This window comes from Pseudovibrio sp. JE062 (assembly GCF_000156235.1).
Taxonomy (GTDB): domain Bacteria; phylum Pseudomonadota; class Alphaproteobacteria; order Rhizobiales; family Stappiaceae; genus Pseudovibrio.
Map to the genome: position 1 here is coordinate 292,496 of NZ_DS996806.1, position 23,931 is coordinate 316,426.

Here is a 23,931-nt window from a genome sequence, read left to right on the forward strand (position 1 = left end):
ACGAAATTGCGCTTCTACTACCAATTGGTGGTAGGTCGCGGATATTAAATGGAAATCACGGACCGCTGGAAGGCTGCCGGAGTGGTACCGACGCGGGATTTGAACTGGCGTGTCAGATGCGCTTGATCCGCAAAGCCACAAAGTGAGGCTGTTTCGCTTGGTGAGGTGCCTCTGACAAGCAGGCGTCTTGCATTGCGCACGCGAACGTCTGTCAGATAAGCATGCGGGGTCTGGCCCGTAGCCTTTTTGAAGGAGCGGATGAGGTGGTATTTGGAGCGGCCTGAGATGTTCACCAGATCATCCAGATGCACGTTGCCCATGAAGCTTTCTTCCAGATACTCACGTGCTCTTCTCACCGCGACCGGATCTTTAGAGTTCATGTCACTTTCGCGGAAGCTGCCGTATTTGGCGAGCATCTTGGCGAAGATCATGTAGAGCGGTTCTTCGGCTTCCAGATCGATGGAGCGGTTCTGTATGGACTTGTGAGCTGCAATGAACTCCTGACAGAGCTCAGGGTCATGGACGCAAGCCTCCGGGAAGTACGGTGTCCCGCTTTGCGGCTTGTCTGTCAGGTCTTCGGCGATCTTCTGCAGCAAGGATATGCTTGGGTAGGTCATCCGGTAGGTGTAGCCGTAGCCTTCCGGTATGCCGTCGTGCAACTCGAAGGGGTTCACGAACACCAGATCTCCGGGACCGGCAAATATCTGCTCGCCCCGTTGCCAGTAGCACTGACAACCCTGGAGAATTCCGCCGACAACGAAGGTGTCGTGGGTGTGGGGTTCGTAGACGTGGGTTCTGAAACTCGCCGCAAGACATTCCAGTCCGTCAAAGTTGGGAGCGCTCCAGAACTGAGCGTTTTCTCCCGTATTGAGCGGAGTTGCTTCCAATGCAGCTTTTTGAGTGACCGGTTTCATAGACCCAAATTACCCAGCGAAGACAATGATGTCTTGAACGAGATTGCTGTTTTTTACGGATGGGTCAATGGAGATTATCTGGGGTTTGGCTAGCGGTGCTCCTCAACATTCGCCTGAATAAGGGCGGAGTTGAAGTAGCGTAGCGCCTTCACGTGGCTTGCATAGCCAATGACTTGCGTTGGGTTTTTGGGGTCTATGACAGGCAGCGTGGCCTTGCCGGCATCGTCGAAGGCCTTGAGGGCTTTTTCCAGCGTATCCAGCGGTGCGAGGAACGGTTCTTCTGACTCTGGATCGAAGGTGGTATCGGTGTCCGGGCGGGGAGGATCGGCGAAATCTTCCACGTGCACGATGCGGACGAGCCATTTGTGGGCTCCATCCTGCAGCATCACGCCGCGCATTTCCAGCTGCCAGTGGAAATAGGAGCGGCCATGGATTGCCTGATTGAGGCCAGTTGCGATGGAAACTGAGATCAGCAGTGCGATGGAAAGCTCGTAACCGCCTGTCAGCTCGAACACGATCATGGTGGTTGAGATCGGTGCTCCCAACACTGCGGCGGCCACTGCACCCATGCCGAGGATGGCGTAAAGACCATGGCTGGAGGCCATCTCTGGCAAGTGGTTCGCGGCGATAAGGCCAAAAGCACCGCCGGTCATGGCGCCCAGATAAAGAGAGGGCGAGAAGATGCCGCCGCCGAAGCGGGAGGCGAGGGTGATGGCCGTTGCAGCTGTTTTGGCAACCAGCAGCGACAGCATCAAAGTGAGCGACAGTTCTGAGTTAAGTGCGCCATCCGTTGCTTCATAGCCAACACCAATGACTTCCGGATAGAAGACAGCGATAGAGCCGACAAGCACACCGCCAACAACCGGACGCAGCCAGATTGGCATCTTGACGTTTCGGGCGACCCAGTCGGACCCGATCAGAGCAAACTGGAAGGTGATCGCTACAATCGCGCAGATGATGCCGAGCAGGACGAAGGCCGGGAACTCCCAGTAGGTGTTGATTTGATAGTGCGGCAGGATGAATGCGGCCACATCGCCAAAATAGAGGCGGGAGACCAGCGTTCCCATGGCAGATGACAGCACAATTGGCACGAAGGCTGACATGGCGTAGTGGCCGAGGATCACTTCGTGAGCGAACAAAACACCTGCAATCGGTGCGTTAAAGCTGGCGGAGACTGCGCTGGCGACACCTGCTGCCAGCAGGATACGCATTGTTGAATCGGGCAGATTCAACCGAGAAAAGACTGAGGTGCCAAGGGTCGCGCCCAGGTGCACCATTGGGCCTTCGCGGCCCGCGCTGGCGCCACTGCCAAGAGAGATGACGGTAATCAGAGCAGAACTGATGCCGGGCCAGAAGGGGAGGCCAGTGCCGCCGTGAGCGCGTGCTTCAATCACATCTGCTACACCACCGGCGCGTTGTTTCTTCTGGATGGTTTGCAGCAGCAAGCCAACGATGGCGCCGCCGATGACCGGGGCCAGAACAATCACATACCAAGGCTGTGCGTTGGCAGCGCTGATCATGCGCTCTGAGGCTGTGCCGAGCCAGGTCCACTGGATCAATCCGATGCCGATACGGAACAGGATTGCTGAACCACCCACTGCGGCCCCGATGATGAGTGCGAGGAACCAGACAAGCGGAAGCCGCGATGACAAAAACAAACGTAAATTTGGTTCGACCCATTTATAGGCTATACGCATTGCGATTTTCAGCGGGTTAGCTTGGTTCTGCATACTAGATTAAGCGATAAGACAATGAACGATTGGCACTGTCTTTAACGAGATTCCCCGGGAAACGCCAATCAGGATATGCTCTGATCTTCGAAATTCGGCTCATTATTTTCGATAAGCACTGAGAAACACTTAAGGCGTCTCCAGAGACCGCTACGTAAGGGCGGGTTCTGTCTTGCCAAAAGCTCAATAATGACGACCATGCAGAATACTATAATTCCAATAAATGCCGAGTCGTGGCCTTGGGTTTCGACTATACGCTTGCATGAGCGCTTTCTGGGGGAAGCATCTGGAATATGAGGGAGGTCTGCCATGTCTTTGACAGGGATGCAGCTAGAGGTGACACGCAATGCAGAGGGGATCGACAAAGCGATCGCGACCCTCACAGAACGGTTTGGAGACCGCTGCCAGACTTCCTTGAGTTTACGGGAGCAGCATGGACACACGACGTCCTGGCTGCCGAACCAGCCACCGGATGCTGTTGTTTTTGCCCAGTCGACAGAAGAAGTCTCTAAGATCGTAAAGCTTTGTGCTGAGCTGCGTGTGCCGATCATTCCGTTTGGCAGCGGATCTTCTCTGGAAGGGCATCTGAATGCACCGGGCGGCGGTATCTCGCTGGATCTTTCCCAGATGAATGAGGTTGTTGCCGTTCATCCTGAGGATCTGGACTGTGTGGTGCAGCCGGGTGTGACGCGTAAGCAGCTCAATGCTTACCTTCGTGATACCGGTTTGTTCTTTCCGATTGATCCGGGCGCCGATGCCACCATTGGCGGCATGACGGCAACGCGTGCCTCAGGCACCAATGCGGTTCTTTATGGCACCATGAAAGATATGGTTCTGGCGCTGACTGTTGTCATGCCGGACGGGACCATCGTGAAGACCGGTAGCCGCGCCAAAAAATCCTCTGCGGGCTACGACCTTACCCGTCTGATGGTCGGCTCTGAAGGTACGCTTGGAGTGATCACCGAAATCACGCTGAAGCTGAAGGGGATACCTGAAGCGATTTCAGGCGGAATTGCCTCGTTCGACAGCATCGCGGATTGCTGTAACACTGTGATTGAAGCTGTTCAGTATGGCATTCCTATTGCCCGCATTGAGCTTCTGGACACACTGACTGTCAAATCAGTCAATGCCTATTCGAAGCTGGATTTGCCAGAATCACCATTGCTGCTTGTGGAATTCCACGGCTCTGAGGCTGGGGTTCGGGAACAGGCTGAGCGATTTGGTGAGATTGCTGCTGAAAACTCTCTGAAAAAGTTTGAATGGGCAACTGATCCTGAAGAGCGCAACAAGCTTTGGGCTGCTCGTCATGATGCCTATTGGGCAGGGCTGGGGTTGGCTCCGGAACGGACCGGTCTTTCAACGGACGTGTGCGTGCCGATCTCGCGTCTGGCTGACTGTGTGACTGCTACACACGATGATATCGAAGAAAATGGCTTGATTGGTCCGATAGTTGGCCATGTTGGTGACGGCAATTTCCATGTGCTTGTGCTGACGGACCTGAATGATCCGGAAGACATTGCCAAGTCAGAAGCCTTTGTTGAGCGCCTCAATTATCGTGCCATTGAGATGGGTGGAACCTGTACTGGTGAGCATGGTGTGGGGCAGGGCAAGATGAAGTATCTGCCGAAGGAACATGGTGCCGGGGTTGCGGTGATGGCCGCGGTGAAGCGTAGTCTTGACCCGCTGAATATCATGAATCCGGGCAAGATCGTTGCCTTAGATGCCGAGTAAAGAAGTGCCATAAATACGCACTTGCTTCGTTCCATTCATAAACATTGCCTTAAGTCGTTGCTGTCGTCTTGTTCCTGCTGTAATTCACTTAGATAAACAAGTGTTTGCATGCAGCTCATAGGCGAACAGCGCGGCAAGGTATGCGGTTCGAAGTGGGTAAAGGAGCTTAACGTTGAATTCGGTTTATATCACCGTTGGTGGGACTTTGATCTTAGCGCTGGTCATCGCGCTTGTTGGCCCTTTGGTCATCGATTGGTCAGCTTATCGTTCCCTGTTTGAAAGCTATGGTGAGAAAATTCTGGGGCATCAGGTTACGATCCTCGGAGAAACTGACGTTCAGCTGCTGCCTGCCCCTTATGTGAAGCTCTCTGACGTTCGCGTTGGTGCTGTCGAAGACCCGCTGATGACCATCAAAGGGTTTGAGGGACGTATTGAACTGCCTTCGTTGCTGCGCGGCGAAGTGCATGTGACTGAGATGAAGCTCAATGAGCCCGAGCTCAACCTTTCTCTTGATGAGGGCGGTCGCCTTGATGTGCTGCAAACCAACTCCCGCCGCTCCGTTATCTCTGAAATCGATCCGACATCGCTTATCCTTGAAGATGTGAGCGTTCGTAACGGTTCTATCGTGCTGACTGATGCGCGCACCGGTGAAGTGCGCCGTGCAGGCAATGCAAATCTGGAGCTTTATGCCGGCGGTTTGCAGGGCCCGTTCAAAGCGGAAGGCGCGATGCTTTATGAAGGCGTGCCGTACACGTTGAAGATCGGCAGTGGCCGCTTGGAGCGTAATGGTCAGATCCGCGTTAAGACCCAGGTTTCTCCCGCTAATGTTGCTGCGCAGTTTTCGACTGATGGTTTCCTGAGACACCAGAATGGGGTTGTCTCCTACTATGGTGATGCAGAGGTTCAATCGGTCACCAGCGAAGGTTCTGATGATCTGGAATGGGCTGGTAAGAGTAAGTTCAATCTGGATGGTGAACGGCTGGAGCTGACCGAAAGCACGTTGCGCCTTGGTTCAGAAGATCGCCCGATCACTGCTGAAGGCGGCGGTGTTTACAGTTTTGGCCCTGAACCAGAGTTTCAGGCCGTTGCGCAGTTCAAGCAGGTGGATTTGGACCGCATGATTGGTGGCGGGCCGCAACGTCCGCTGGTTCCATCCGAAGCTGTGATGGCGCGATTGGCCGGTGGCCTGCGCTCTTTGCCACTGCTGGATGTGAAGGGCCACATGGATCTAAACATTCCGGTTGTTGTAGCTGGCGGTTCTGTTGTTTCCAATCTGAGTACGCTGCTTGAATCCACCGGTACTGGATGGAAGATTGATGAGCTTTCCGGTGAGCTGCCGGGTCGTAGCCAGTTCAAAACCAGTGGTTATCTGGATCTGCGCAATTCTGCTGGATATCAGGGCGACTGGGAGATTTCTTCCCGTCAACCACATCAGCTGGCGCATTGGTGGCTGGGTGAACGCAAGGATGCGTCCAAGCGTTTGTCTCCTGTTGCGTTGAAGGGGCGTGTTGAAGCTGGGTCTGGTGCTCTGCGTCTTCCTGACTTGCGGATTGATGCGGGTGATGTGCGCAGTGTTGGTTTGATTTCCTTTGAACATCCACTCGACCGTAGTCCGTTGATCACCGTTGATATGGATAGTGACCGTGTCAATCTGGATGAGATCCAGCGCTATGTGGAAGCGTTTACGGGTAAGACAATCAAACCAAGTGCGGTTGATATGTCCATGCGGCTTTATGCAGATGAGCTGGTTGCCAGCGGTGTGAAAGCCAAGAGCTTGGCTGTGAGTGCGAGCCTGAGCCGAGATGCGCTTTCTATTGAACAGCTGAAGATCCGCGACTTTGCTGGTGCCTATATCGATATGAAGGGGCGCATTGATGATCTGAGCACCACGCCTCAGGGGAACATCAAAGGTACGCTAACGGCCTCCTCCCTGAGTGGTGCTGTGGCTGTGCTGGAGGAGTATGCGCCTGAACATCCATTGATTGAGCGCTTGAAAGTAGCAGCTCCTGATCTTGCACCTGCCAACCTGAAAGCTGAGCTTTCTGCATATGCTGAGAAGGGGCGGACGGATATGTCCCTGAACCTTTTTGGTGAAGTTGGTATGAGCGATCTGGATCTGAACGGCACCTTTGAGGGCCGTATTGACGATTTTGCTGAGGGTGATCTTTATGCAGAAGTGACCCTTGGCGGCAAAGATGGTGTGAAAGTGCTGCGCCAGCTTGGATTTGAGGCGATCCCGATTACTCAGCTGCAGCCTGGTGAAGTTCGGCTGTCGTTGTCTGGTAGCCCACGTGATCAGCTGGCCTTTGGGTTCTCCAGTGATCTTGTCGGGATGAAAATCCTTTCTGACGGTACTGTTCGCATTCCAAGCCGTTCTGCTGCCGTATGGTCTGCCAAAGTGGCGCTGCAATCTGATGATCTAGCGGATTATGGGCTGGCATTTGGCAAAGTTTATCCGATTTACTCTGGCCCGTTGACCGCAAATCTGACTGGGCAGGTTGAAGGGCGCGGTCGTGACTTCACCGTTTCAGAGTTGAAAGGTCAGCTTGCAAGTATGGATCTGAAGGGTGACCTTGAAGGTACTCTTGAAAAGAATGGTCCGCTGAAGGCCTCCGGTAAGCTGGAGCTTTCTGAGCTTGATATGCGCAGCCTGAGCGAGCTGCTGCTGGGCTCTAATGTCTGGGCGGGTGTTCTTCAGGAGGATTCTGTCTGGTCTTCTCAGGCGCTGGGGCAGAGCCTTGCCGATGGTGTGGATCTGACGCTTGATGTGACCAGTGATCGTGCGATGTTTAGTGATGAGTTCCGTTTGGATGCCGCCAGCGGCCAGCTGCGTTTGCGCTCTGATCTGCTTTCCATCAATGAAGGTAAAGGCCGTTTTGCTGGCGGTGAGTTCTCTGGTGCGTTTGATTTACAGCGTGATCAGGGACAGGCGACACTTTCTGGTCGTTTCCGTTTGGATGATGCGGACTTTGAAGAGCTGGCCTGGACTGATGAAGGCCGAGCGCTGGCGACTGGTAAACTGCAGGCCATTGCCGAGTTTGAGGGGAGTGGTCGTACGATCTCAGGTCTTGTTTCTGGTCTTTCCGGTGGCGGTACATTCAGTGTGACGGATGGTGAAATCCGCCGGGTTAACCCGGCAGCTTTTGATCTGGTGATCAAAGCAGCGGATGCGGGGATGGAGCTGGATGAGGCTGCAATTCAGAGTGTGTTTGCTGATCATCTGGACGCGGGTTCCGTGACCTTCAACCGCGTTGATGGTTCTATAGGTATTGCCAGTGGCCGTATTCGTGCACGCAACATCTCTGTTGATACAGCTGGCACCACGTTGTTTGGTTCTGCGCTGATTGATCTTGAGAAGTGGGCACTGACTGGTGATGTCTCCATGAAGACCCGCGATGAAGCGCAGAAGGTTGCCGGGGCAGAGCCTCAGGTGGCTATCCTTTACTCCGGGCCATTGGAGAATCCTGCGCGCAAGCTGGATACGGGACCATTGCTTTCCTACCTCAACCTGCGTGCGATTGAGCTGAATGTGAAGCGCATTGAGGAAGAGCAGCGCAAGATTGCCGAGCAAGAGCGCATGCTTGATGAGCTGAAGAAAAAGCAGGATGAGGAAGCTGCGCGCAAGGCCAAGGCGGCTGAAGAAGAGAAAGCCCGTCAGGCTGCTGAAGCGGAAGCTGCTGCGGAGCGTGAGCGTCAGGCTCAGGCCGAACGGGAAGCTGAGGCGCGTGCGGCTCAGTTGGCAGCAGAAGAAGACGCTCGGAAAGCAGAGGCGTTAGCTGCTGTAAAACGTGCAGAAGAGGCTCAACGTGCTGCAGAAGCCAAAGCAGCTGAGCAAGCGCGTGCAGAGGAAGCCAAGAAGAGCTCTGTTCAGGATTTCAGTGCGCGTATCCGGTCTGTGCTTGATGGAGATGCTGCTGAAAAAAAGCCCAATAGTCCCTCTGTTTCCATCGTTGACCCTCCCAAACCACGTGCCAAGTCCAGCTTACCTGCTCTGGAAGCTCCAGTGACCATTGGCGGTGTGAATGAGGCAACTGTGCCAGCAGGGGAGGTCGATCTGCTCGGGCCAATCATTCAGTCCGGTGCGCCGAAGAACCTTGGTGTGCTTGAAGCGGGAAATGATAATCAGGTGCTGCGTGGTCCGCTTCCAGACTTGCCAACTGATGAGCGTGGCACGCCGAAGTTTATTGAACTGCCGGGTGGGCGGTTGCTGCAGGTTAACTGATCAGTTGGCTTTGAAAGTGCTTGAGCACGGCAACGCGAATGCAGCTTGAGAGATTGTTCTCAGGATTTCTTTCATCATCGATGCCAGCGATGGTCGCTGTGATGTTTTTTCCCTGACTGCGTGCGAGATCTTCCAGACCTGACCAGAACTCAGGCTCCAGCGTAATGCTGGTTCTGTGGCCGTGCAGGGTTATGGAGCGCTTCTTGAGGCTCATGATTGCCTCAGTCTTCGTCTTTACGGGAGGAGATGGAGGTGAGCTTGTGGCCCTCAAAGCGCTTGGTCTCCAAGGTGGCTTCAGCTTCTTCCTGAGATTTTTCGGCTTTGGTGCGCCCGAACTTCCGGCGATTTTCTGCAGCGGACTGGGCTTTTGTGTCTCTGGCCTTTTGCTTGCGGGCCTGACGTAGATTAATAACGGTCGCGCTCATTCAATCATCCATACGTTGGGTTGATGAGCCGACCGCTCTTTTCTTGATCGGAGCGATTAGCTCTTTTTGCGGAATGCATCCAAGGAAACAACCTGAGCACTGCCGCTTTCTTCGGAAGAAGTTTCGTCAGCTTCAGACTTTTCTTTGTCTTCTTCAGCATCGCCAGCTGTGTCTTCGGCTGTGGAAGCGGTTTTGGCTTCTTCCTCTTCAGCTTGCTCAACAGCAGTTTCCAGACGTGCATGGAACTCTTCAACGGAGTCCAGATCACGTTCTGCGATGCGGAATTCTGCAGGCAGTTCTTCCCCGGTTTTGCCCGGCTCAAACTCAAGAGCGAACTGGACGGATGGGTCGAAGAAGCCTTTGATTGCAGAGAACGGAACATAAAGATGCTCCGGAACACCACCAAAGGACAGGCCAACCTCGAAAGCATGCTCAGTGATCTGCAGATCCCAGAACTGGTGCTGCAGCACGATCGTCATTTCTTTCGGGTAGCGTTCCTTCAAGCGGCTTGAAATCTTGACGCCAGGGGCCGTGGTTTCAAAGGCAATATAAAAATGGTGCTCTCCGGGAAGTCCTGCCCGGTTGACCTCAACCAATATCTTTCGAACTGCGCTTCTCAGCGCGTCCTGAATGATGATGTCATAGCGGATTAAATCTTCAGCCATGCTCGGCACCGCTCATCCTTTGCGTTCTTATTCGGCCTAACTATAGCGTAGAGGCGACAAAAAGGCCTGTCTTTTATTTCTATACCCTGAATCGGCGTAGAATAAGGAAAGAGCCTTTTAACACTAAAGTGGAGGCTTCTGTTGCCAGGTGCCCCCGAACCCCGCCTGAAGGTGCTAACCAACAGGACTTAGTGGACTACCGGAACCGCATTACGCAGCTACAGCGTTGTCCATAGCGTAGTTGTCATTTGCAACTATCATTTTGGTCCGATAACGGTGGTACCATGCCGAGCAAAAGCAAAGCCTTTACGCCCTCGTCGATCCTATTTCGCCCCCCCGAAGACCGCTGGAGTACAACGGGCTTTGGTGGAGGCGCCGGGTACCGCCCCCGGGTCCGAATGGTTTATTGCGCTCGCAATTTATTGCCGTAGCCAGTGAACTGGCAGGGGGAATATAGGTGCACGCACTGCCAAATGGAAGTGCAAAAGCTCATGGTTGTTGGCGCAAGACTAAGAGAAGCTGTTGACAAAGCGGCATATTCACAGGGCAATTTTAACAAGTGGCGTCACTGAAGATTTGTAAATGACGCATTTGCAGGGAATTGTCGGAAGCAGATGATCTCTTGGCGTTTTCATGGTCTTTTTATCGACGGAAGCTTGGGGTAAGACCGCTCTTGCAAGATGGCACAGAGGCGTTTTTCAGGAGATTGGCTATACTGTGCGCGAGCCGAATCGTAGAACAGGAGATGACCCTTCGTGCAGCAATATCTAGAGCTGATGCGCCGCATCATGGATGAAGGTGTGGTCAAGGAAGATCGCACGGGTACAGGCACAAAATCAGTCTTTGGTCATCAGATGCGATTTAATCTGTCTGAAGGCTTTCCGGTTGTTACGACCAAGAAGCTGCATCTGAGATCCATCATTCATGAACTGCTGTGGTTTTTGGCGGGTGATACCAACATCAAGTACCTTAAAGATAATAAGGTGCGTATTTGGGATGAGTGGGCAGATGAGAATGGCGACCTGGGGCCAGTTTATGGCTATCAGTGGCGCTCCTGGCCCAAGCCTGATGGCAGTTCTATCGACCAGATTGCCAATGTAGTACAGCAGATCAAAACCAATCCTGACAGTCGCCGCCTCATTGTATCAGCCTGGAATCCGGCTCTTGTTGATGATATGGCGCTGCCGCCGTGTCACTCGCTGTTCCAGTTCTATGTGGCGAACGGCAAGCTCTCCTGCCAGCTTTATCAGCGTTCCGCCGATGTGTTTCTTGGTGTTCCGTTTAACATTGCGTCTTATGCGCTGCTGACCATGATGATCGCTCAGGTCTGTGATCTGGAGCCGGGCGACTTCGTGCACACGCTGGGTGATGCTCATCTTTATCTCAATCACATGGAACAGGCTGAACTGCAGCTCTCACGGGAGCCGCGGGCTTTGCCTGTCATGCGTATCAATCCAGCAGTGAAGGATATCTTCGCATTCCGCTATGAAGACTTTGCTCTGGAAGGTTATGACCCGCATCCACACATCAAGGGTGTTGTTGCGGTTTAGTTGTCTTTGACTTTCAAAAGGAGTTCCCATGCGAACCCTTATTTGCGTTCCTGCGCGCATTGGCTCAACTCGTTTTCCTCGTAAGCCACTGCATCCTATCAGTGGGCGTAGCTTGCTGGAGCGTGTTGTGCAGGTTGCCCGTGTGGCTGCCAAGCAGACCAACTCTGATTACGTGGTTGCTGTTGATCATGAAGAGGTCGCTGAGCACTGCCGCCATATTGGTGCACCGTTTGTGATGACCGATCCTGAGCATCCGTCCGGGACTGATCGTGCGCTTGCTGCTTCCAAAGCGTTTGGCACGCATCCTGAGTTTGTGCTGAACCTGCAGGGGGATGCGCCGTTTACACCACCGGCACATGTGGCAGCACTCATTAAGGCTGCGGAAGCGCGGCCTGATGCGGATGTGTTTACCCCGGTTATCCGGCTCGACTGGGAAGGGCTTGACGTGCTGCGTGAGCACAAGAAGGCTCATCCGTTTTCCGGCACAACTTGCGTGCGCAAGGATGACGGCACTGCTTTGTGGTTCTCCAAGAACATCCTGCCTGCCATCCGCAAGGAAGAGAAACTGCGTGAGACGGACAAGCTTTCTCCTGTGTTCCGTCACATCGGGCTTTATGGCTACCGTGTGGATGCGCTTGAGCGTTTCAATAAGCTGGGCCTTGGCTACTACGAGCAGATGGAAGGACTGGAGCAGCTTCGCTTCCTGGAAAATGGCATGGTTGTTCATGCGGAAGAAGTTCAGCCACCGAAGCTTTCTATGTCTGGCGTGGATACGCCAAGTGATGCTGAGCTTGCAGCGCAACTGATTGCTAAGTTTGGTGACCCGTTTGATCATCTGGAGACTGGCCTGTGACGCGTATTTATATTCTCAGACACGGCAACACCTTTGATAAAGGCGATGTTGTCACGCGTGTTGGTGGCCGGACGGATCTGCCTCTGAGTGTTTCCGGTCTGGAGCAGGCTGAGAAGCTTTCTGAGCACTTTGCTGAGCTTGGTGTGTCCTTTGATATGGCCTTCTGCTCGCCGCTTCAGCGCACCAAGCAAACCGCTCAGATTGCGCTTAAGACTCAAGCTGAAGAAGTTGACCTCAAGGTTCTGCCGTTTTTGGTGGAGATCGACTACGGGCCTGATGAAAACAAGCCTGAGGAAGAGGTGCGTGCCCGCATTGGCGAGGATGCTCTTCGTGCGTGGGAAGAAGAAGGTGTGCCGCCCAATGGTTGGCATATTGATCCACCAGCGGTGATTGGCCGTTGGCAGGAGTTCTTTGCGAATGCACCAAAGAAGTATCCGGGCAAAACCCTCCTGGTGACCACCAGCAATGGCATCGCACGTTTTGCACTGAAAGCCTTGGCTGATGGTGGTGCTGGCGCTGACCTGAAACTGAAGACAGCTGCCTATGGTGTGTTCGATGTTACAGACGATGGCAAGCCGTTAATGCTTAGTTGGAATGTGAGGCCGTAGGCTCGTTCTACTGTCTTGAACTGGTTTGGATGAGAGCAGCCATGCTCTCGTCTCTCGACTGCCCCATGTCTCTTGCCGATTGAGGATAGGATGAAGCAAATTTCAATGATTTCAGCTGTTGCTGAAAATGGTGTGATTGGCGCGAACAACGACATGCCATGGTCTGTTTCTACCGATCTGAAGTTCTTTCGCAAAACGACGACAGGCAAGCCAGTCATCATGGGGCGGCGTACATTTGAGAGCATTTGCACGACGCTTGGTAAACCTCTGCCGAACCGCAAAAATATCGTGATTACGCGTGATCCGAATTACGCCTATGACGGTGTTGAAGTGGTGAGTAGCCTTGGGGATGCGCTTACTCTGGCTAATGATATTGCCGAGAATGATGATGTCGACGAGATCATGATTGTTGGTGGCGGGCAGATCTACAAAGAAGCCATGCCGAAGGCCTCGACGCTTTACATCACCCGTATTCATGCTCAGCCGGATGGTGACACCAAATTTCCTGAAATCCATGAGGATGAGTGGGAACTTGCGGAGCGCACGCCGTTTGATCGTGGAGAAAAAGACTCTGCAGATTCCTCACTGGAAATCTACCGCCGTCGCCTCTGATTAGTTGCCGCGGGCTGAGGATTTGGTCGAGAGATCAGCACGTAAAGCTAACCGGTGTGCAGTGTGGGCGTTTTGAGAGTTGTTGGTACTTGGTAAACGCCCATGGAAACCTGTTCTATCCCAGATCAGCAATGTGTTTGCTTGAACATTAAGCGGTAGGAGTGGTGGCAGGTCCAGCTCCTGCAGGTCGCTAAGCCCTGTGATGGGGGACTCTTCTTCTTCATCTATTTCTGCAAGATCGATATGTCGCTGGTACTCCCAGAAGATACGCTGCTCTGTCATTCGGTGAGAGCCGGGGATATAAAATAGGGCGCCGTCTTCTGGTGTGATGGTTTCCAGAAACAGTAGCGCTGTTGCACCGGGTGCGCGTGCGTCATGCTCAATTTCAAATGGTGGAGTGCTGTTTCCATCCGTTTCAAAGCGGAAGGCAGGTGCACACTGAGCCATTGCCTCCAGCTGATACATGGGTTTGCCTTTTCGCCCTGCTGCATATTGCAAGGGCGGAGGGATCAACTCGTCGGTGATCGCTGATTGCAGGAATGGTTGCCTCAGCAGATGCGTGTAGTTGAGCGGAAGTGTGAAACTCTGCGCGTTGTGCCAGTTGGACAGGAGGCGCTTGTTGCGATCTCTTTGCCCCACGAAATAATCGAACGCCTCGAACTTCAGTCTGCGGAAGAACTCTCTGGGTAACGCGTTGTGTTTGATCCAGATGCCATGAGTTTGCAGAGCCTGCGCGCAGGAGGCGGGCAAGGTCATATGCAGTTTGGCTTGTTTTTCGCGTTTCTGGTGATGCAGGTCTGAGAGCTCATGATGGAACCAGCTTGGTACCGTTTCCTCATCCCATTCTGACTGGTAGGCGGAGGATGGCAGAAATCTGCGCTGCAAGCTGTTCATCAGGTATTTTGGCTTCATTGCCCGCATACGCATCCCCGCCTCTATTCATTAACAAGAGGTTAAGGGGATCGGCGCGTGCGGTCTTTCCTTCTGTTTCTGCGTGTGAAATCTGCCTAAAGATTAGTTTTTGGCAGCAATTCCCTTGCAAAATGAACGCTGAAGACCAACATAACAGAGGGTTTGAGGCTTGCTCCGTGGGAGTAAGCTGCGGAATTTTTGAGGTGGAATGTCCCAGTTTCTTGAGCTTAAAGACTTCAACGAGTTCAGTCTTGAACAGCTGTACTCGCTGCTGAAGCTTCGGTGTGATGTGTTCATTGTTGAACAGGAATGTGCTTATCCTGACGTTGACGGGCTGGATCCGGTCGCCAAGCATGTGTTGGTGCTGAATGATGCAGGCGAGATCATCGGAGCATTGCGGATTCTCCTGAAGTACGAAGATGGCGATGTGTTCAAGATTGGCCGCGTGATCGTTGCCAAGGAGGCACGAGGGCAGGGCATTGCACGGAAACTGATGGATGCAGCGCTTTCTTATTGCGCCGCCACCAATAATGACGCCCGCGTTGAGCTGCAGGCTCAAGCCTACCTTCAGGATTTTTATGGTCAGTGCGGTTTCTTTGCGATTTCCGAGATTTATCCGGAAGATGGCATTCCGCATGTGGACATGCGTTTGAGGTTGCCGCCTGAAAGCTGAGAGGGTGTGAACCTGCACGTTTCTGCTGTGTCTTGGGGTGGTTTACGTTTTGTTGAGCAAAACAGCAAGAATTTGCCAGAATATGCCTTTAATTCTTACAGCTGAAATTTGTAAGTGAGCTTTTGAGCGTCGGTTGAAACGCGCGAAAGAAGGCTTATCTTCTTCAATAATGTCCGGTTTCTGTGGGGTTTGGGTGTTTTTCCATAAAGTGCAGCCTTTTGGCTTATCTGCATTCGTTGAAAGGCGCTGGTAACTTGCCTATAACCCTAATCAAGTAATAGTTGGCTTAGTCCAACTCTCATTTATTTGTCGGTTTGTCCGGCAGCATACCTAGTAAAGGGATCTCTCTATGCCTTGGAGCAATCAAAGCGGAGGTGGCGGCAATAACGGCGGCCCTTGGGGGAACTCCGGCGGCAACAAGGGCGGTGGTGGCCCTTGGGGCGGTGGCGGCGGCCCACAGCGTGGCGGCGGTAACAACGGCGGTAACCCACCTGATTTCGAGGAAATTTTAAAGCGTGGCCAGGATCATCTGAAGACTGTTCTTCCAGGTGATGGCGGTGGCCTTGGCTTTAAAGGTGTTCTGTTCGCGATCCTCGTTGCTGTTTTGATTTGGATGGCTACCGGCCTTTATCGTGTTGACGAAGGTTATGTGGGCGTTCCTATGGTGTTCGGTAAGGTCGTGGGCCAGACCGGTCCAGGTCTGAACTACAACTGGCCGTATCCGATTGGTTCTGTTGAAACGCCAAACGTACAGGGTGTTCGCGAAACCACCATTGGTCTGCAGCAGTTCTCCGGTCGCAGCGCGGTTTCTACACGCGATGTGCCTGAAGAAAGCCTGATGCTGACTGGTGATGAAAACATCGTTGATGTTGACTTCAAGGTTCAGTGGGTCATCCAGAACACTCCTACTGGTGTTCAGGAGTTTCTGTTTAACATTCAGAACCCAGAAGGCACCGTTAAAGCTGTTGCTGAAAGTGCGATGCGTGAAGTCGTTGGTAGCTCTCAGATTGATGCGATCCTGACTGAAAGTCGTACACCGATCCAGCAGGCTGTTCAGAAGCTGATGCAGGAGACTCTGGACAACTACAAGTCTGGTATCCAGATCACCAACGTGCAGATGCAGAAGGTTGACCCGCCAGCGCAGGTTATTGAAGCGTTCCGTGATGTTCAGGCAGCGCGTGCTGACCAGGAACGTGTACAGAACGAAGCGCAGGCTTATGCAAACCGGATTGTTCCAGAAGCGCGCGGTTCTGCTGCTCGCGTCTCTGAAGCAGCACAAGGTTACCGTGATAAAACTGTTGCGGAAGCAAAAGGTCAGGCTGATCGCTTTACCAAAATCTATGAGGAATACGCGAAGTCTCCGGACGTTATTCGTCAGCGCCTCTATCTTGAGACAATGGAAGAGGTCTTGAGTAAAAATCCAAAAATTATCATTGACGGAAACGGTCAGCAGAATGGCGTGGTGCCATACCTGCCGCTTGACCAGCTGAACAAGCGTGCTGGAGGAAACAACTGATGAAAAGTGGTCTTCTTGGCATTGCAATTGCTATCGTTGCGCTGGTTCTTTACTGGTCCACATTTAGCCTGAACCCAGCACAGCAGGCATTGGTTCTGCAGTTTGGTGAAGTACGCGGCGTTCAGACAACTCCGGGTCTCAAGTTCAAAGCTCCTTGGCAGAACGTTCTGATCATCGACAAGCGTATCCTTGATCTGAACATGCCTCCAATCGAGCCAATCCTTGCTGACAAAAAGCGTCTTCTGGTTGATGCGTTTGCGCGTTACCGGATTTCCGATCCAGTCCGCTTCTATCAGTCCGTGAACAATATCCCTGCGGGTGCTTCCCGTCTGGCTACGTTCCTAGATTCCAGTCTGCGTGGCGTTTTAGGTAACGCAACTCTGGAGCAGGTGGTTCGTGATGATCGTTCCAACCTGATGGAGCAGATCCGTCAGGACGTTGATAAACGTGCTGCTGCGATTGGTATGGACGTGATTGACGTGAAGATCCGCCGTGCGGATCTTCCGGAAGCGAACTCCCAGGCGATTTTCCGCCGCATGCAGACCGAGCGTCAGCGTGAAGCGACTGAAATCCGCGCACAGGGTGAAGAGCAGTCCCGCCGCATTAAGTCCCGTGCGGACCGTGATGCGACCGTTATTGTTGCCGAAGCTGAGCGTGATGCGCAGGTGATCCGCGGTGATGGTGATGCGGCTGCCAACCAGATCTTCGCTGAAGCTTATGGCAAAGACCCAGGCTTCTTCGAGTTCTACCGCTCTATGCAGGCGTACCGGACCGCAATGGAGAAGGGTGATACCTCTCTGGTCCTGTCTCCGGACTCTGACTTCTTCCGCTACTTCAACGATCCACGCGGAAATGTAAGTGCTCCGGCGGCTGGTGCTGCCCAGTAATGAATGATTTTATTGTGGCTCTGGGGCTTGTCCTCGTTGTTGAGGGAGTGGTCTACGCTCTTGCCCCGGGTCATTTGAAGGAGTTCATGCGGAAGGCTCAGGAAATTCCTGATCAGTCTCTCCGTCTTGGTGGTGTCGCAGCAATGGCGTTGGGTGTTCTGATTGTATGGTTGGTGCGTTCGCTGAGTGGCTAGACGCAGATTTGCCAATGATACAACTGCGAGAATTCAGCCTGACGCTGTAAAAAAATAAATGTTAGTTTTGCCCGCGCTTTATTAACCAAGCGCGGGCATATTTGTTTTCAGAATGCGTTCTGGTGGCGCGTGTATGCTCACCTGATAATCTGAGGAGATGGCTTATGGCCGGTGTTTTCCCTCGCCTTGAGCTTGGACGATCAATCAAGGCAATTGTTTTTGCGAGCGTGCTTGGAGTTGCGGCAGTGACCGGCAGCTTTAATAACGCTCAGGCACGTGGCCCTGAATCTCTGGCGGATCTTGCGGAAGAACTTGGCGATGCGGTGGTGAATATTTCCACTGCGCAGCGTGTGAAAGCTAAGCGTTCTCTTCAGTTGCCGGATGTTCCGGAAGGATCTCCATTCCAGGAATTTTTCGAAGAGTTTTTCAACGGGCAAGAGCCTGAAGGTGAAAGTCCTCAGCGGGTTCAATCACTTGGTTCAGGGTTCGTGATCGATGGTGATGAGGGCATCATTGTTACGAACAACCATGTGATTGAAGGTGCTGATGAGATCACCGTCAACTTCAATGATGGCACCAAGCTTTCTGCAGAGCTGCTTGGCTCGGATGAAAAGACTGACCTTGCTGTTTTGAAGGTTGAGCCTCAGTCCACACTGGACTCAGTCAAGTTCGGCAGCTCCGAAGTGCTGCGTGTTGGTGACTGGGTGATGGCGATTGGTAACCCGTTTGGCCTTGGTGGCACTGTGACAGCTGGTATCGTTTCAGCGCGTAACCGTGACATCAATTCAGGTCCGTATGACAACTTCATTCAGACCGATGCTGCGATCAACCGCGGTAACTCTGGCGGTCCGCTGTTCAACATGGACGGTGAGGTTGTGGGCATTAACACGGTGATCTTCTCACCGTCTGGTGGGTCTATCGGTATTGGCTTTGCTATTCCTGCTGAAACCGCAACTCGTGTGATTGCGCAGCTGCGTGAGTTCGGTGAAACCCGACGCGGTTGGCTGGGCGTTCGTATTCAGCATGTGACTGACGAGATTGCCGAGAGCCTTGGTATGGACAACGCGCAGGGTGCGTTGATTGCCGGCGTTTCTGAGGATGGTCCTGCAAAGGAAGCAGGCATCATGCCGGGTGATGTGGTGCTCACCTTTGATGGTCGTGAAGTGCCTGAGATGCGTGATCTGCCGCGTATGGTTGCGACCACCACAATTGGCAGCACCGTGCCGCTGACTGTTCTTCGCCGCGGAGAGGAAGTTGAGATCGAAGTTACGCTTGGCCGCCTTGATGAAGTGGCTGAAGTAGAACAGGTTGAAGAAGAGCAGGAAAGCCCGAAGGATAAAGCTGACGAGACCGTTGTGCTGGGTCTGTCTCTTGCCAAGATCGATGAACCACTTCGTGAACGCTTCGCGCTTTCTGATGAGATCGAAGGCGTAGTGATCACCCGCGTGGCTGAAGGCAGCTCTGCTGAAGATAAGCGGGTGCGTGCTGGTGACGTGATTGTTGAGGTCGCTCAGGAGCCTGTGGCTTCACCGAAAGACGTGGTTGATATGGTTGAGGCTCTGAAAGCCGACAAGCGCCGCTCTGCGTTGCTGTTGCTTTCAAATGGTGCTGGTGAGCTTCGCTTCGTTGCGGTTCGCATCGAAGAGTAAGACGCTCATATAAGACACGAAAAAAGCCGCTCCCGGGATTGGGAGCGGCTTTTTTGTTGGTGGGTGAAGTTTAGTTCTTCACGAACTCATTATAGCTGTAACCCTGCAGATAGAGCAGGGCGGTCAGATCGCCATGGTTGATCATAGCGCGTGCTTCAGCCGCGACCTTTGGCTTTGCGTGGAAGGCAACACCGAGGCCTGCAGCGCAGATCATGGCAAGATCATTTGCGCCATCACCGACTGCGATTGCATCTTCCAGAGCGATGTTCTTTTCTTCGGTCAGCTCGTTCAGGCGATCCAGCTTAGCCTGCTTGCCGAGAATTGGCTCAGCAACCTCTCCAGACAGCTTGCCATCCGCTTCCAGAAGGGTATTGGCTTTGTTTTCGTCAAAGCCAATGACCTCAGCGATCTTCCGGGTGAAAGACGTGAAACCACCTGAGACCAGTGCTGCGTAGCCGCCATTGGCTTTCATGGTCTGGACGAGTTCTCTGCCACCTGGTGTCAGAGTGATGCGGTTTTCGATGGTTTTTCCGATCACCTCGGTGCCGAGGCCTTTCAGCAGGGCAACGCGTTCACGCAGAGCAGGCTCAAACTCGATCTCGCCGCGCATAGCACGTTCGGTGATGTCGGAGATCTTTTCCTTCAGTCCCAGCTCAGCTGCCAGTTCGTCGATGCACTCCTGCTGGATCATGGTGGAATCCATGTCTGCGATCAGGAGTTTCTTTCTGCGGCCATTCTGGGGTTGAATGAAAACGTCAACTGGTGCATCTGCAAGGTTTGTGCGAATAGAGCTTTCGAGCTCTTCAGCATCTGCAGGTGCTTCGACTGCCAGATCAACTGCGATCTGTGGTCGGAGAACTTTAACCTGAGGAGCTGCGGGCAGAAGGGCACTGATCTTTTCGATAAGGTCTTCAGTGACAGCAGGTTTGGCTGGATTGGAAATGAGCGTGACAACAAACGACATAAGCAGCTCTCGAACTGTGCAAGTGAATGGCACTGGGAAAAGGCCTGTTGCCGTGTTGATAGCCGGACCGACGGCCAGCGGCAAGACAGCTCTTTCCATTCAACTGGCAAAAGAGCTGGATGCGTGGGTTGTTAATGCAGATTCCATGCAAATCTATTCTGATCTGCACATTTTGAGCGCCCGACCGAGTGCGGAAGAAGAATCGCAAGCACCTCATTACCTGTTTGGCCATGTAGCCAGTGAGCAGCCTTACAGTGTGATGAACTGGCTGACCGAGTTTGGTGAGCTGTTGGCGAAGGCTCGTGAGAATAATCGTCCGCTGGTGGTTGTTGGTGGAACCGGGCTGTACTTCAAATCAGCTTTGGAAGGCCTCTCTTTATTGCCGGATATTCCAGAGGGCATTCGCCAGCATTGGCGCACCTTTGCGCAGGAAGCTACTTCTGAGGAGCTTCATGGGGCACTTGGAGAGCGTGATACGGCTATGGCAGAGCGGTTGCACCCTTCGGACACACAGCGCATCGTACGGGCTCTGGAGGTCATTGAGGGGACAGGTAAGTCACTTTCCATTTGGCAGAATGAGCGAAGCACACCTTTGCTTGCTGCTGATGAGGCAATGACCGTTGTGCTCTCGCCGGACCGGAAGGTGCTGCATGATCGTATCCATCGCCGGTTTGATATGATGGTGGAGCAGGGGGGCGTTGAAGAAGCTTGTGCGCTCTGGGCCAAGGGCCTTGATCCAAACCTTCAGGTGATGAAGGCGATTGGGGTGAAGCAGCTTGCTGAAGCTGCCAGTGGACTCACCACGATGGAATGGGCGATTGAGAAAGCGAAGACGGAGACTCGCCGCTATGCTAAGCGACAATCCACGTTCTTCAGGGGACAACTTTCCAGTTGGTCGAACCTTGATCCGCTGAATCCTGATGATGTTGCCGAGTTTGTCGAAACTGTGAAGACAGCTTTCTCAGAGAAAGCGTGACGCCCGATTTTATTGATAGGCGAAATTCCCTGTTAAAATTGGCAGATAGATAGTTTTACGAATGAATTTCTGAGTGACAACTTTCTATGGTTTCTTTAAAGAGAGGCGCACGTTTGGCAGAGGCCGCCAAGCAAGCCATACTTTTTTCCGAGAATTTAAATATGCGGCGGAGCTGAGGCTCCTTAGAGCTCTGGTCGGTGTGAGATTACTCCACCGACCAGTACTAATTTTAAGTGATTGTTACGGGTGCTGTTAGGGTTGGTTTACCTTAAGTCATTGTGCGGATCGCATAAATAGCGTTATCCGGCAAATCTATGGTAATTTAAGAACGTAATTTTGCCGCAATAAATGTTGTCTGCATACTTTCTTCGAGAAAATCCTACTGAATTTCAAAGGATTGCATGAAACAAGGGTTCTGACGCTTTTTAGACATATTAAAGTGCCATCAAGCACTCGCCTTTAAGTTTCGCCCATGCTTATGAGCATAGCGCATGCATTAAAAGTGGTCTTTCTTCGGGAAACTGATCTCCGAAAATGACCAGAGGCTGTTGGTCTCACGTGGCCTGTTTTCACGGACTGGCTGGCGTGTGATTATAATGGAGGAAGCGAGCGTGACACTCCCAATTCTGGAAACCAAACGGCTCCGGGCACGTCCTTTTACCTCTGATGATCTGGCAGATCTGGTTTGCCTCCATAGTAACCCGGTCGTTAACCGGTATCTGCAGCCCACCAATGTGGCCTGGGACATCTCTACCGTGAAAAAGCGGTTGGCTGGTTTCATTGAGACGCAGGAGCTGATGGGCTTCAGCAAGTGGCATCTATCTACGCGTGATGGTGAGTTTGTTGGACGAGCCGGCTTCTCTCTTTATGAGAAGACCGCTGAAGTCGAGATGGGCTATACCCTGCATCAGCACTACTGGAACCAGGGGCTAGGCAGTGAGATTGCGCAGGCGCTTGTGGAGTGGTTCTTTGAAAACACCTACTACTCCCATCTGCTTGCCTTTGCGCATCCGGAAAACCATGCCTCCAAGAAGGTGATGACACGTGCTGGCTTTGAGTTCCGTGAAACCCGGATGGTGGATGGTATGCCCTGCGAGTTCTATCAGGTGCTGAGCCCAAGCTGCCAGAAGCTGGCTGTTCCTGCCTAAGCAGGCACAAAAAAGCGCGGGCATTCAACCCGCGCTCTTTCCTTGAAATTGTATAGGCTTAAACGCTGATTGCGTCCTCTACGTTCACCTGACGCTGGCGGCGAATGGCCAGTTTGTTCAGTGCGGAAACATAGGCGCGAGCGGATGCGACCAGTGTATCGGTGTCGGCACCTTTACCAGTTGCGATCTTGCCATTGTCTTCCAGACGAACGGATACTTCAGCCTGCGCATCGGTGCCTTCGGTCACTGCATGTACCTGATAGAGGGACATGGTTGCATCGTGTGGCCAGATTGCCTTGATGGCATTGAAGGTTGCATCGACAGGGCCGTCGCCAGTAGCTTCACGTGTTTCGTGCTTGCCGTTGACGTCCATGGTCAGGATGGCCTTCTGTGGTCCGCCGGTGCCTGCGATCACGGTCAGAGCGATAACCTTGACGCTTTCGCTTTCGATGGTGATCTGGTCTTCAACCAGTGCTTCAATGTCTTCGTCGTAGACGTTTTTCTTACGGTCTGCCAAGTCTTTAAAGCGACGGAAGGCTTCCTGCAGAGCGTTGTCGCCTAACTCGTAACCCAACTCAGACAGCTTGTCTTTGAATGCATGACGGCCAGAGTGCTTGCCCATGACCAGAGAGGTTGCGCGAACCCCCACGTCTTCCGGACGCATGATTTCGTAGGTTTCTGCGTGTTTCAACATGCCGTCCTGGTGAATGCCGCTCTCGTGAGCAAATGCGTTCTTGCCTACGATGGCTTTGTTGTACTGGACGGGAAAGGACGAAACGGCGGAAACCAGCTTGGAAGCGCGGGTCAGGTAGGCTGGGTCGATGGAGCACTCGTATGGCAACACATCGCTGCGGGTGCGCAGGGCCATGACGATTTCTTCCAGAGCCGCGTTACCTGCACGCTCGCCCAAGCCGTTGATTGTACATTCGATCTGACGTGCGCCACCCGCGACACCAGCCAGAGAGTTTGCAGCGGCCAGACCCAAGTCATTGTGACAATGCACTGAGAACACTGCTTTATCTGAGTTCGGAACGTTCGCGATGATCTGCTCGAACATGCTCTGATATTCAGCAGGCGTTGCGTAGCCGACGGTGTCTGGCAGGTTGATGGTGGTTGCGCCTGCGTTGATAGCGGCTTCCACGCAGCGGCTCAGATACTCGATGGAGGTACGGGTGGCGTCCATGGCGGACCACTCGATGTCATCGATCAGGTTACGAGCCTGTGTCACGGTTTTGGTGATGATCTCCAGAACCTGCTCTTCGGTCTTGTTCATCTGGAACTGCAGATGGATCGGAGAGGTGGAGACGAAAGTATGGATACGGCCTTGATTTGCCAGCTTAATCGCTTCTCCAGCGCGATCGATGTCTGCCGGAATTGCGCGGGCCAGACCTGCGATGATGGAGTTCTGTGAGCGTTTGGCGATTTCACTGACCGCTTCAAAGTCACCCTGAGACGCAATCGGGAAGCCAGCCTCAATGATGTTAACGCCCATTGTGTCAAGTAATTCTGCGACTTGCAGCTTTTCTTCCAATGTCATGGACGCGCCTGGAGATTGTTCTCCGTCGCGCAGGGTGGTGTCGAAAATAACTACTTGGTCTTTAGCGGATGCGGTCATTGGTGATGCCTTCAACTTTGCCCCGACAGCTTGCTTGTCCTGAATAGCGCCTGGGGATTTTCCTTCAATCTCAGATATTTAGATGAT

Annotated in this window: 21 protein-coding genes and 1 other RNA gene; 13 read left to right on the forward strand and 9 right to left on the reverse strand. The window is 53.0% G+C overall.

What is annotated here, in order from left to right:
• Positions 1–44: 44 nt before the first annotated feature.
• Positions 45–914 carry an AraC family transcriptional regulator gene (locus PJE062_RS05705; RefSeq protein WP_008547347.1) on the reverse strand — a complete coding sequence of 290 codons (870 nt, stop codon included), beginning with the start codon at positions 912–914 and terminating at the stop codon, positions 45–47.
• 89 nt (positions 915–1,003) lie between these two features.
• Positions 1,004–2,644, reverse strand: a complete 1,641-nt coding sequence (locus PJE062_RS05710; protein ID WP_008547427.1) for a chloride channel protein — start codon at positions 2,642–2,644, stop codon at positions 1,004–1,006.
• A gap of 309 nt (positions 2,645–2,953) precedes the next feature.
• Here PJE062_RS05710 and PJE062_RS05720 point away from each other — a divergent pair, with 309 nt between their 5' ends.
• Together PJE062_RS05720 and PJE062_RS05725 are read left to right on the forward strand one after the other, a co-directional pair.
• The gene (locus PJE062_RS05720; RefSeq protein WP_008547668.1) at positions 2,954–4,375 is read left to right on the forward strand and encodes an FAD-binding oxidoreductase; all 1,422 of its coding nucleotides are present in this window, start codon (positions 2,954–2,956) and stop codon (positions 4,373–4,375) included.
• 172 nt (positions 4,376–4,547) lie between these two features.
• Positions 4,548–8,597 (forward strand): AsmA family protein, encoded by a 4,050-nt coding sequence (locus PJE062_RS05725; RefSeq protein WP_008547610.1) that lies wholly within the window; start codon positions 4,548–4,550, stop codon positions 8,595–8,597.
• Here PJE062_RS05725 and PJE062_RS05730 read toward each other — a convergent pair.
• The 4 genes from PJE062_RS05730 to ssrA form a co-directional block, all read right to left on the reverse strand.
• On the reverse strand, positions 8,590–8,811 hold the full coding sequence (locus PJE062_RS05730) for a ribbon-helix-helix domain-containing protein (protein WP_008547767.1): 222 nt from the start codon (positions 8,809–8,811) through the stop codon (positions 8,590–8,592). The two genes, PJE062_RS05725 and PJE062_RS05730, sit on opposite strands and share 8 nt — an antisense overlap.
• Positions 8,812–8,818: 7 nt before the next feature.
• Positions 8,819–9,022 carry a DUF4169 family protein gene (locus PJE062_RS05735; protein ID WP_008548122.1) on the reverse strand — a complete coding sequence of 68 codons (204 nt, stop codon included), beginning with the start codon at positions 9,020–9,022 and terminating at the stop codon, positions 8,819–8,821.
• Between the two features lie 56 nt (positions 9,023–9,078).
• Entirely contained in the window at positions 9,079–9,687 is a 609-nt protein-coding gene (locus tag PJE062_RS05740) for an SspB family protein (protein ID WP_008547938.1), read from the reverse strand.
• 127 nt (positions 9,688–9,814) lie between these two features.
• Positions 9,815–10,170, reverse strand: a transfer-messenger RNA (tmRNA) gene (gene ssrA / locus PJE062_RS25965).
• A gap of 272 nt (positions 10,171–10,442) precedes the next feature.
• Here ssrA and PJE062_RS05745 point away from each other — a divergent pair.
• The 4 genes from PJE062_RS05745 (at position 10,443) to PJE062_RS05760 (ending at position 13,310) form a co-directional block, all read left to right on the forward strand.
• Complete coding sequence (locus tag PJE062_RS05745; protein WP_008547423.1) at positions 10,443–11,237, forward strand: thymidylate synthase; 795 nt, start codon at positions 10,443–10,445, stop codon at positions 11,235–11,237.
• A gap of 28 nt (positions 11,238–11,265) precedes the next feature.
• Positions 11,266–12,090 (forward strand): 3-deoxy-manno-octulosonate cytidylyltransferase, encoded by an 825-nt coding sequence (locus tag PJE062_RS05750; RefSeq protein ID WP_037036156.1) that lies wholly within the window; start codon positions 11,266–11,268, stop codon positions 12,088–12,090.
• Positions 12,087–12,698, forward strand: a complete 612-nt coding sequence (locus tag PJE062_RS05755; RefSeq protein WP_008547595.1) for a histidine phosphatase family protein — start codon at positions 12,087–12,089, stop codon at positions 12,696–12,698. Before PJE062_RS05750 ends, PJE062_RS05755 begins: the two co-directional genes overlap by 4 nt.
• 90 nt (positions 12,699–12,788) lie before the next feature.
• On the forward strand, positions 12,789–13,310 hold the full coding sequence (locus tag PJE062_RS05760; RefSeq protein WP_037036158.1) for a dihydrofolate reductase: 522 nt from the start codon (positions 12,789–12,791) through the stop codon (positions 13,308–13,310).
• Here PJE062_RS05760 and PJE062_RS05765 read toward each other — a convergent pair whose 3' ends face one another.
• Entirely contained in the window at positions 13,311–14,237 is a 927-nt protein-coding gene (locus PJE062_RS05765) for a phytanoyl-CoA dioxygenase family protein (protein ID WP_008547966.1), read from the reverse strand.
• 193 nt (positions 14,238–14,430) lie between these two features.
• On the opposite strand from PJE062_RS05765, the gene PJE062_RS05770 reads away from it, so the two are divergent.
• The 5 genes from PJE062_RS05770 (at position 14,431) to PJE062_RS05790 (ending at position 19,141) form a co-directional block, all read left to right on the forward strand.
• Positions 14,431–14,895, forward strand: a complete 465-nt coding sequence (locus PJE062_RS05770; protein ID WP_008547612.1) for a GNAT family N-acetyltransferase — start codon at positions 14,431–14,433, stop codon at positions 14,893–14,895.
• Between the two features lie 349 nt (positions 14,896–15,244).
• Complete coding sequence (gene hflK, locus PJE062_RS05775) at positions 15,245–16,411, forward strand: FtsH protease activity modulator HflK (RefSeq protein ID WP_008547520.1); 1,167 nt, start codon at positions 15,245–15,247, stop codon at positions 16,409–16,411.
• On the forward strand, positions 16,411–17,298 hold the full coding sequence (hflC, locus tag PJE062_RS05780) for a protease modulator HflC (RefSeq protein WP_008547935.1): 888 nt from the start codon (positions 16,411–16,413) through the stop codon (positions 17,296–17,298). The genes hflK and hflC overlap by 1 nt, the downstream gene beginning before the upstream one ends.
• Positions 17,298–17,492, forward strand: coding sequence for a DUF2065 domain-containing protein (locus tag PJE062_RS05785; RefSeq protein ID WP_014286578.1), 195 nt, complete (start codon positions 17,298–17,300; stop codon positions 17,490–17,492). The genes hflC and PJE062_RS05785 overlap by 1 nt, the downstream gene beginning before the upstream one ends.
• A 164-nt stretch (positions 17,493–17,656) precedes the next feature.
• Complete coding sequence (locus PJE062_RS05790; protein ID WP_008547606.1) at positions 17,657–19,141, forward strand: DegQ family serine endoprotease; 1,485 nt, start codon at positions 17,657–17,659, stop codon at positions 19,139–19,141.
• A 70-nt stretch (positions 19,142–19,211) separates the two neighbouring features.
• Here PJE062_RS05790 and serB read toward each other — a convergent pair whose 3' ends face one another.
• Positions 19,212–20,105, reverse strand: coding sequence for a phosphoserine phosphatase SerB (serB, locus tag PJE062_RS05795; RefSeq protein ID WP_008547478.1), 894 nt, complete (start codon positions 20,103–20,105; stop codon positions 19,212–19,214).
• Between serB and miaA the strand changes: the two genes are divergently transcribed.
• A complete protein-coding gene (gene miaA / locus PJE062_RS05800) occupies positions 20,083–21,081 on the forward strand; it encodes a tRNA (adenosine(37)-N6)-dimethylallyltransferase MiaA (protein ID WP_208982183.1) in 999 nt (332 codons plus the stop codon). The genes serB and miaA overlap by 23 nt on opposite strands.
• Positions 21,082–21,692: 611 nt before the next feature.
• A complete protein-coding gene (locus PJE062_RS05805; RefSeq protein ID WP_008547740.1) occupies positions 21,693–22,229 on the forward strand; it encodes a GNAT family N-acetyltransferase in 537 nt (178 codons plus the stop codon).
• 58 nt (positions 22,230–22,287) lie between these two features.
• Here PJE062_RS05805 and PJE062_RS05810 read toward each other — a convergent pair whose 3' ends face one another.
• Positions 22,288–23,844, reverse strand: coding sequence for a 2-isopropylmalate synthase (locus tag PJE062_RS05810; RefSeq protein WP_008547692.1), 1,557 nt, complete (start codon positions 23,842–23,844; stop codon positions 22,288–22,290).
• Positions 23,845–23,931: the final 87 nt, after the last annotated feature.

Excerpts from the sequence above, each read along its gene's own strand:
- PJE062_RS05705 (WP_008547347.1), bottom strand. The coding sequence starts at position 914 with ATGAAACCGGTCACTCAAAAAGCTGCATTGGAAGCAACTCCGCTCAAT.
- PJE062_RS05710 (WP_008547427.1), bottom strand. The coding sequence starts at position 2,644 with ATGCAGAACCAAGCTAACCCGCTGAAAATCGCAATGCGTATAGCCTAT.
- PJE062_RS05720 (WP_008547668.1), top strand. The coding sequence starts at position 2,954 with ATGTCTTTGACAGGGATGCAGCTAGAGGTGACACGCAATGCAGAGGGG.
- PJE062_RS05730 (WP_008547767.1), bottom strand. The coding sequence starts at position 8,811 with ATGAGCCTCAAGAAGCGCTCCATAACCCTGCACGGCCACAGAACCAGC.
- PJE062_RS05735 (WP_008548122.1), bottom strand. The coding sequence starts at position 9,022 with ATGAGCGCGACCGTTATTAATCTACGTCAGGCCCGCAAGCAAAAGGCC.
- PJE062_RS05740 (WP_008547938.1), bottom strand. The coding sequence starts at position 9,687 with ATGGCTGAAGATTTAATCCGCTATGACATCATCATTCAGGACGCGCTG.
- PJE062_RS05750 (WP_037036156.1), top strand. The coding sequence starts at position 11,266 with ATGCGAACCCTTATTTGCGTTCCTGCGCGCATTGGCTCAACTCGTTTT.
- PJE062_RS05760 (WP_037036158.1), top strand. The coding sequence starts at position 12,789 with ATGAAGCAAATTTCAATGATTTCAGCTGTTGCTGAAAATGGTGTGATT.
- PJE062_RS05765 (WP_008547966.1), bottom strand. The coding sequence starts at position 14,237 with ATGCGTATGCGGGCAATGAAGCCAAAATACCTGATGAACAGCTTGCAG.
- PJE062_RS05770 (WP_008547612.1), top strand. The coding sequence starts at position 14,431 with ATGTCCCAGTTTCTTGAGCTTAAAGACTTCAACGAGTTCAGTCTTGAA.
- hflK (WP_008547520.1), top strand. The coding sequence starts at position 15,245 with ATGCCTTGGAGCAATCAAAGCGGAGGTGGCGGCAATAACGGCGGCCCT.
- hflC (WP_008547935.1), top strand. The coding sequence starts at position 16,411 with ATGAAAAGTGGTCTTCTTGGCATTGCAATTGCTATCGTTGCGCTGGTT.
- PJE062_RS05785 (WP_014286578.1), top strand. The coding sequence starts at position 17,298 with ATGAATGATTTTATTGTGGCTCTGGGGCTTGTCCTCGTTGTTGAGGGA.
- PJE062_RS05790 (WP_008547606.1), top strand. The coding sequence starts at position 17,657 with ATGGCCGGTGTTTTCCCTCGCCTTGAGCTTGGACGATCAATCAAGGCA.
- miaA (WP_208982183.1), top strand. The coding sequence starts at position 20,083 with ATGAGCGTGACAACAAACGACATAAGCAGCTCTCGAACTGTGCAAGTG.
- serB (WP_008547478.1), bottom strand. The coding sequence starts at position 20,105 with ATGTCGTTTGTTGTCACGCTCATTTCCAATCCAGCCAAACCTGCTGTC.
- PJE062_RS05810 (WP_008547692.1), bottom strand. The coding sequence starts at position 23,844 with ATGACCGCATCCGCTAAAGACCAAGTAGTTATTTTCGACACCACCCTG.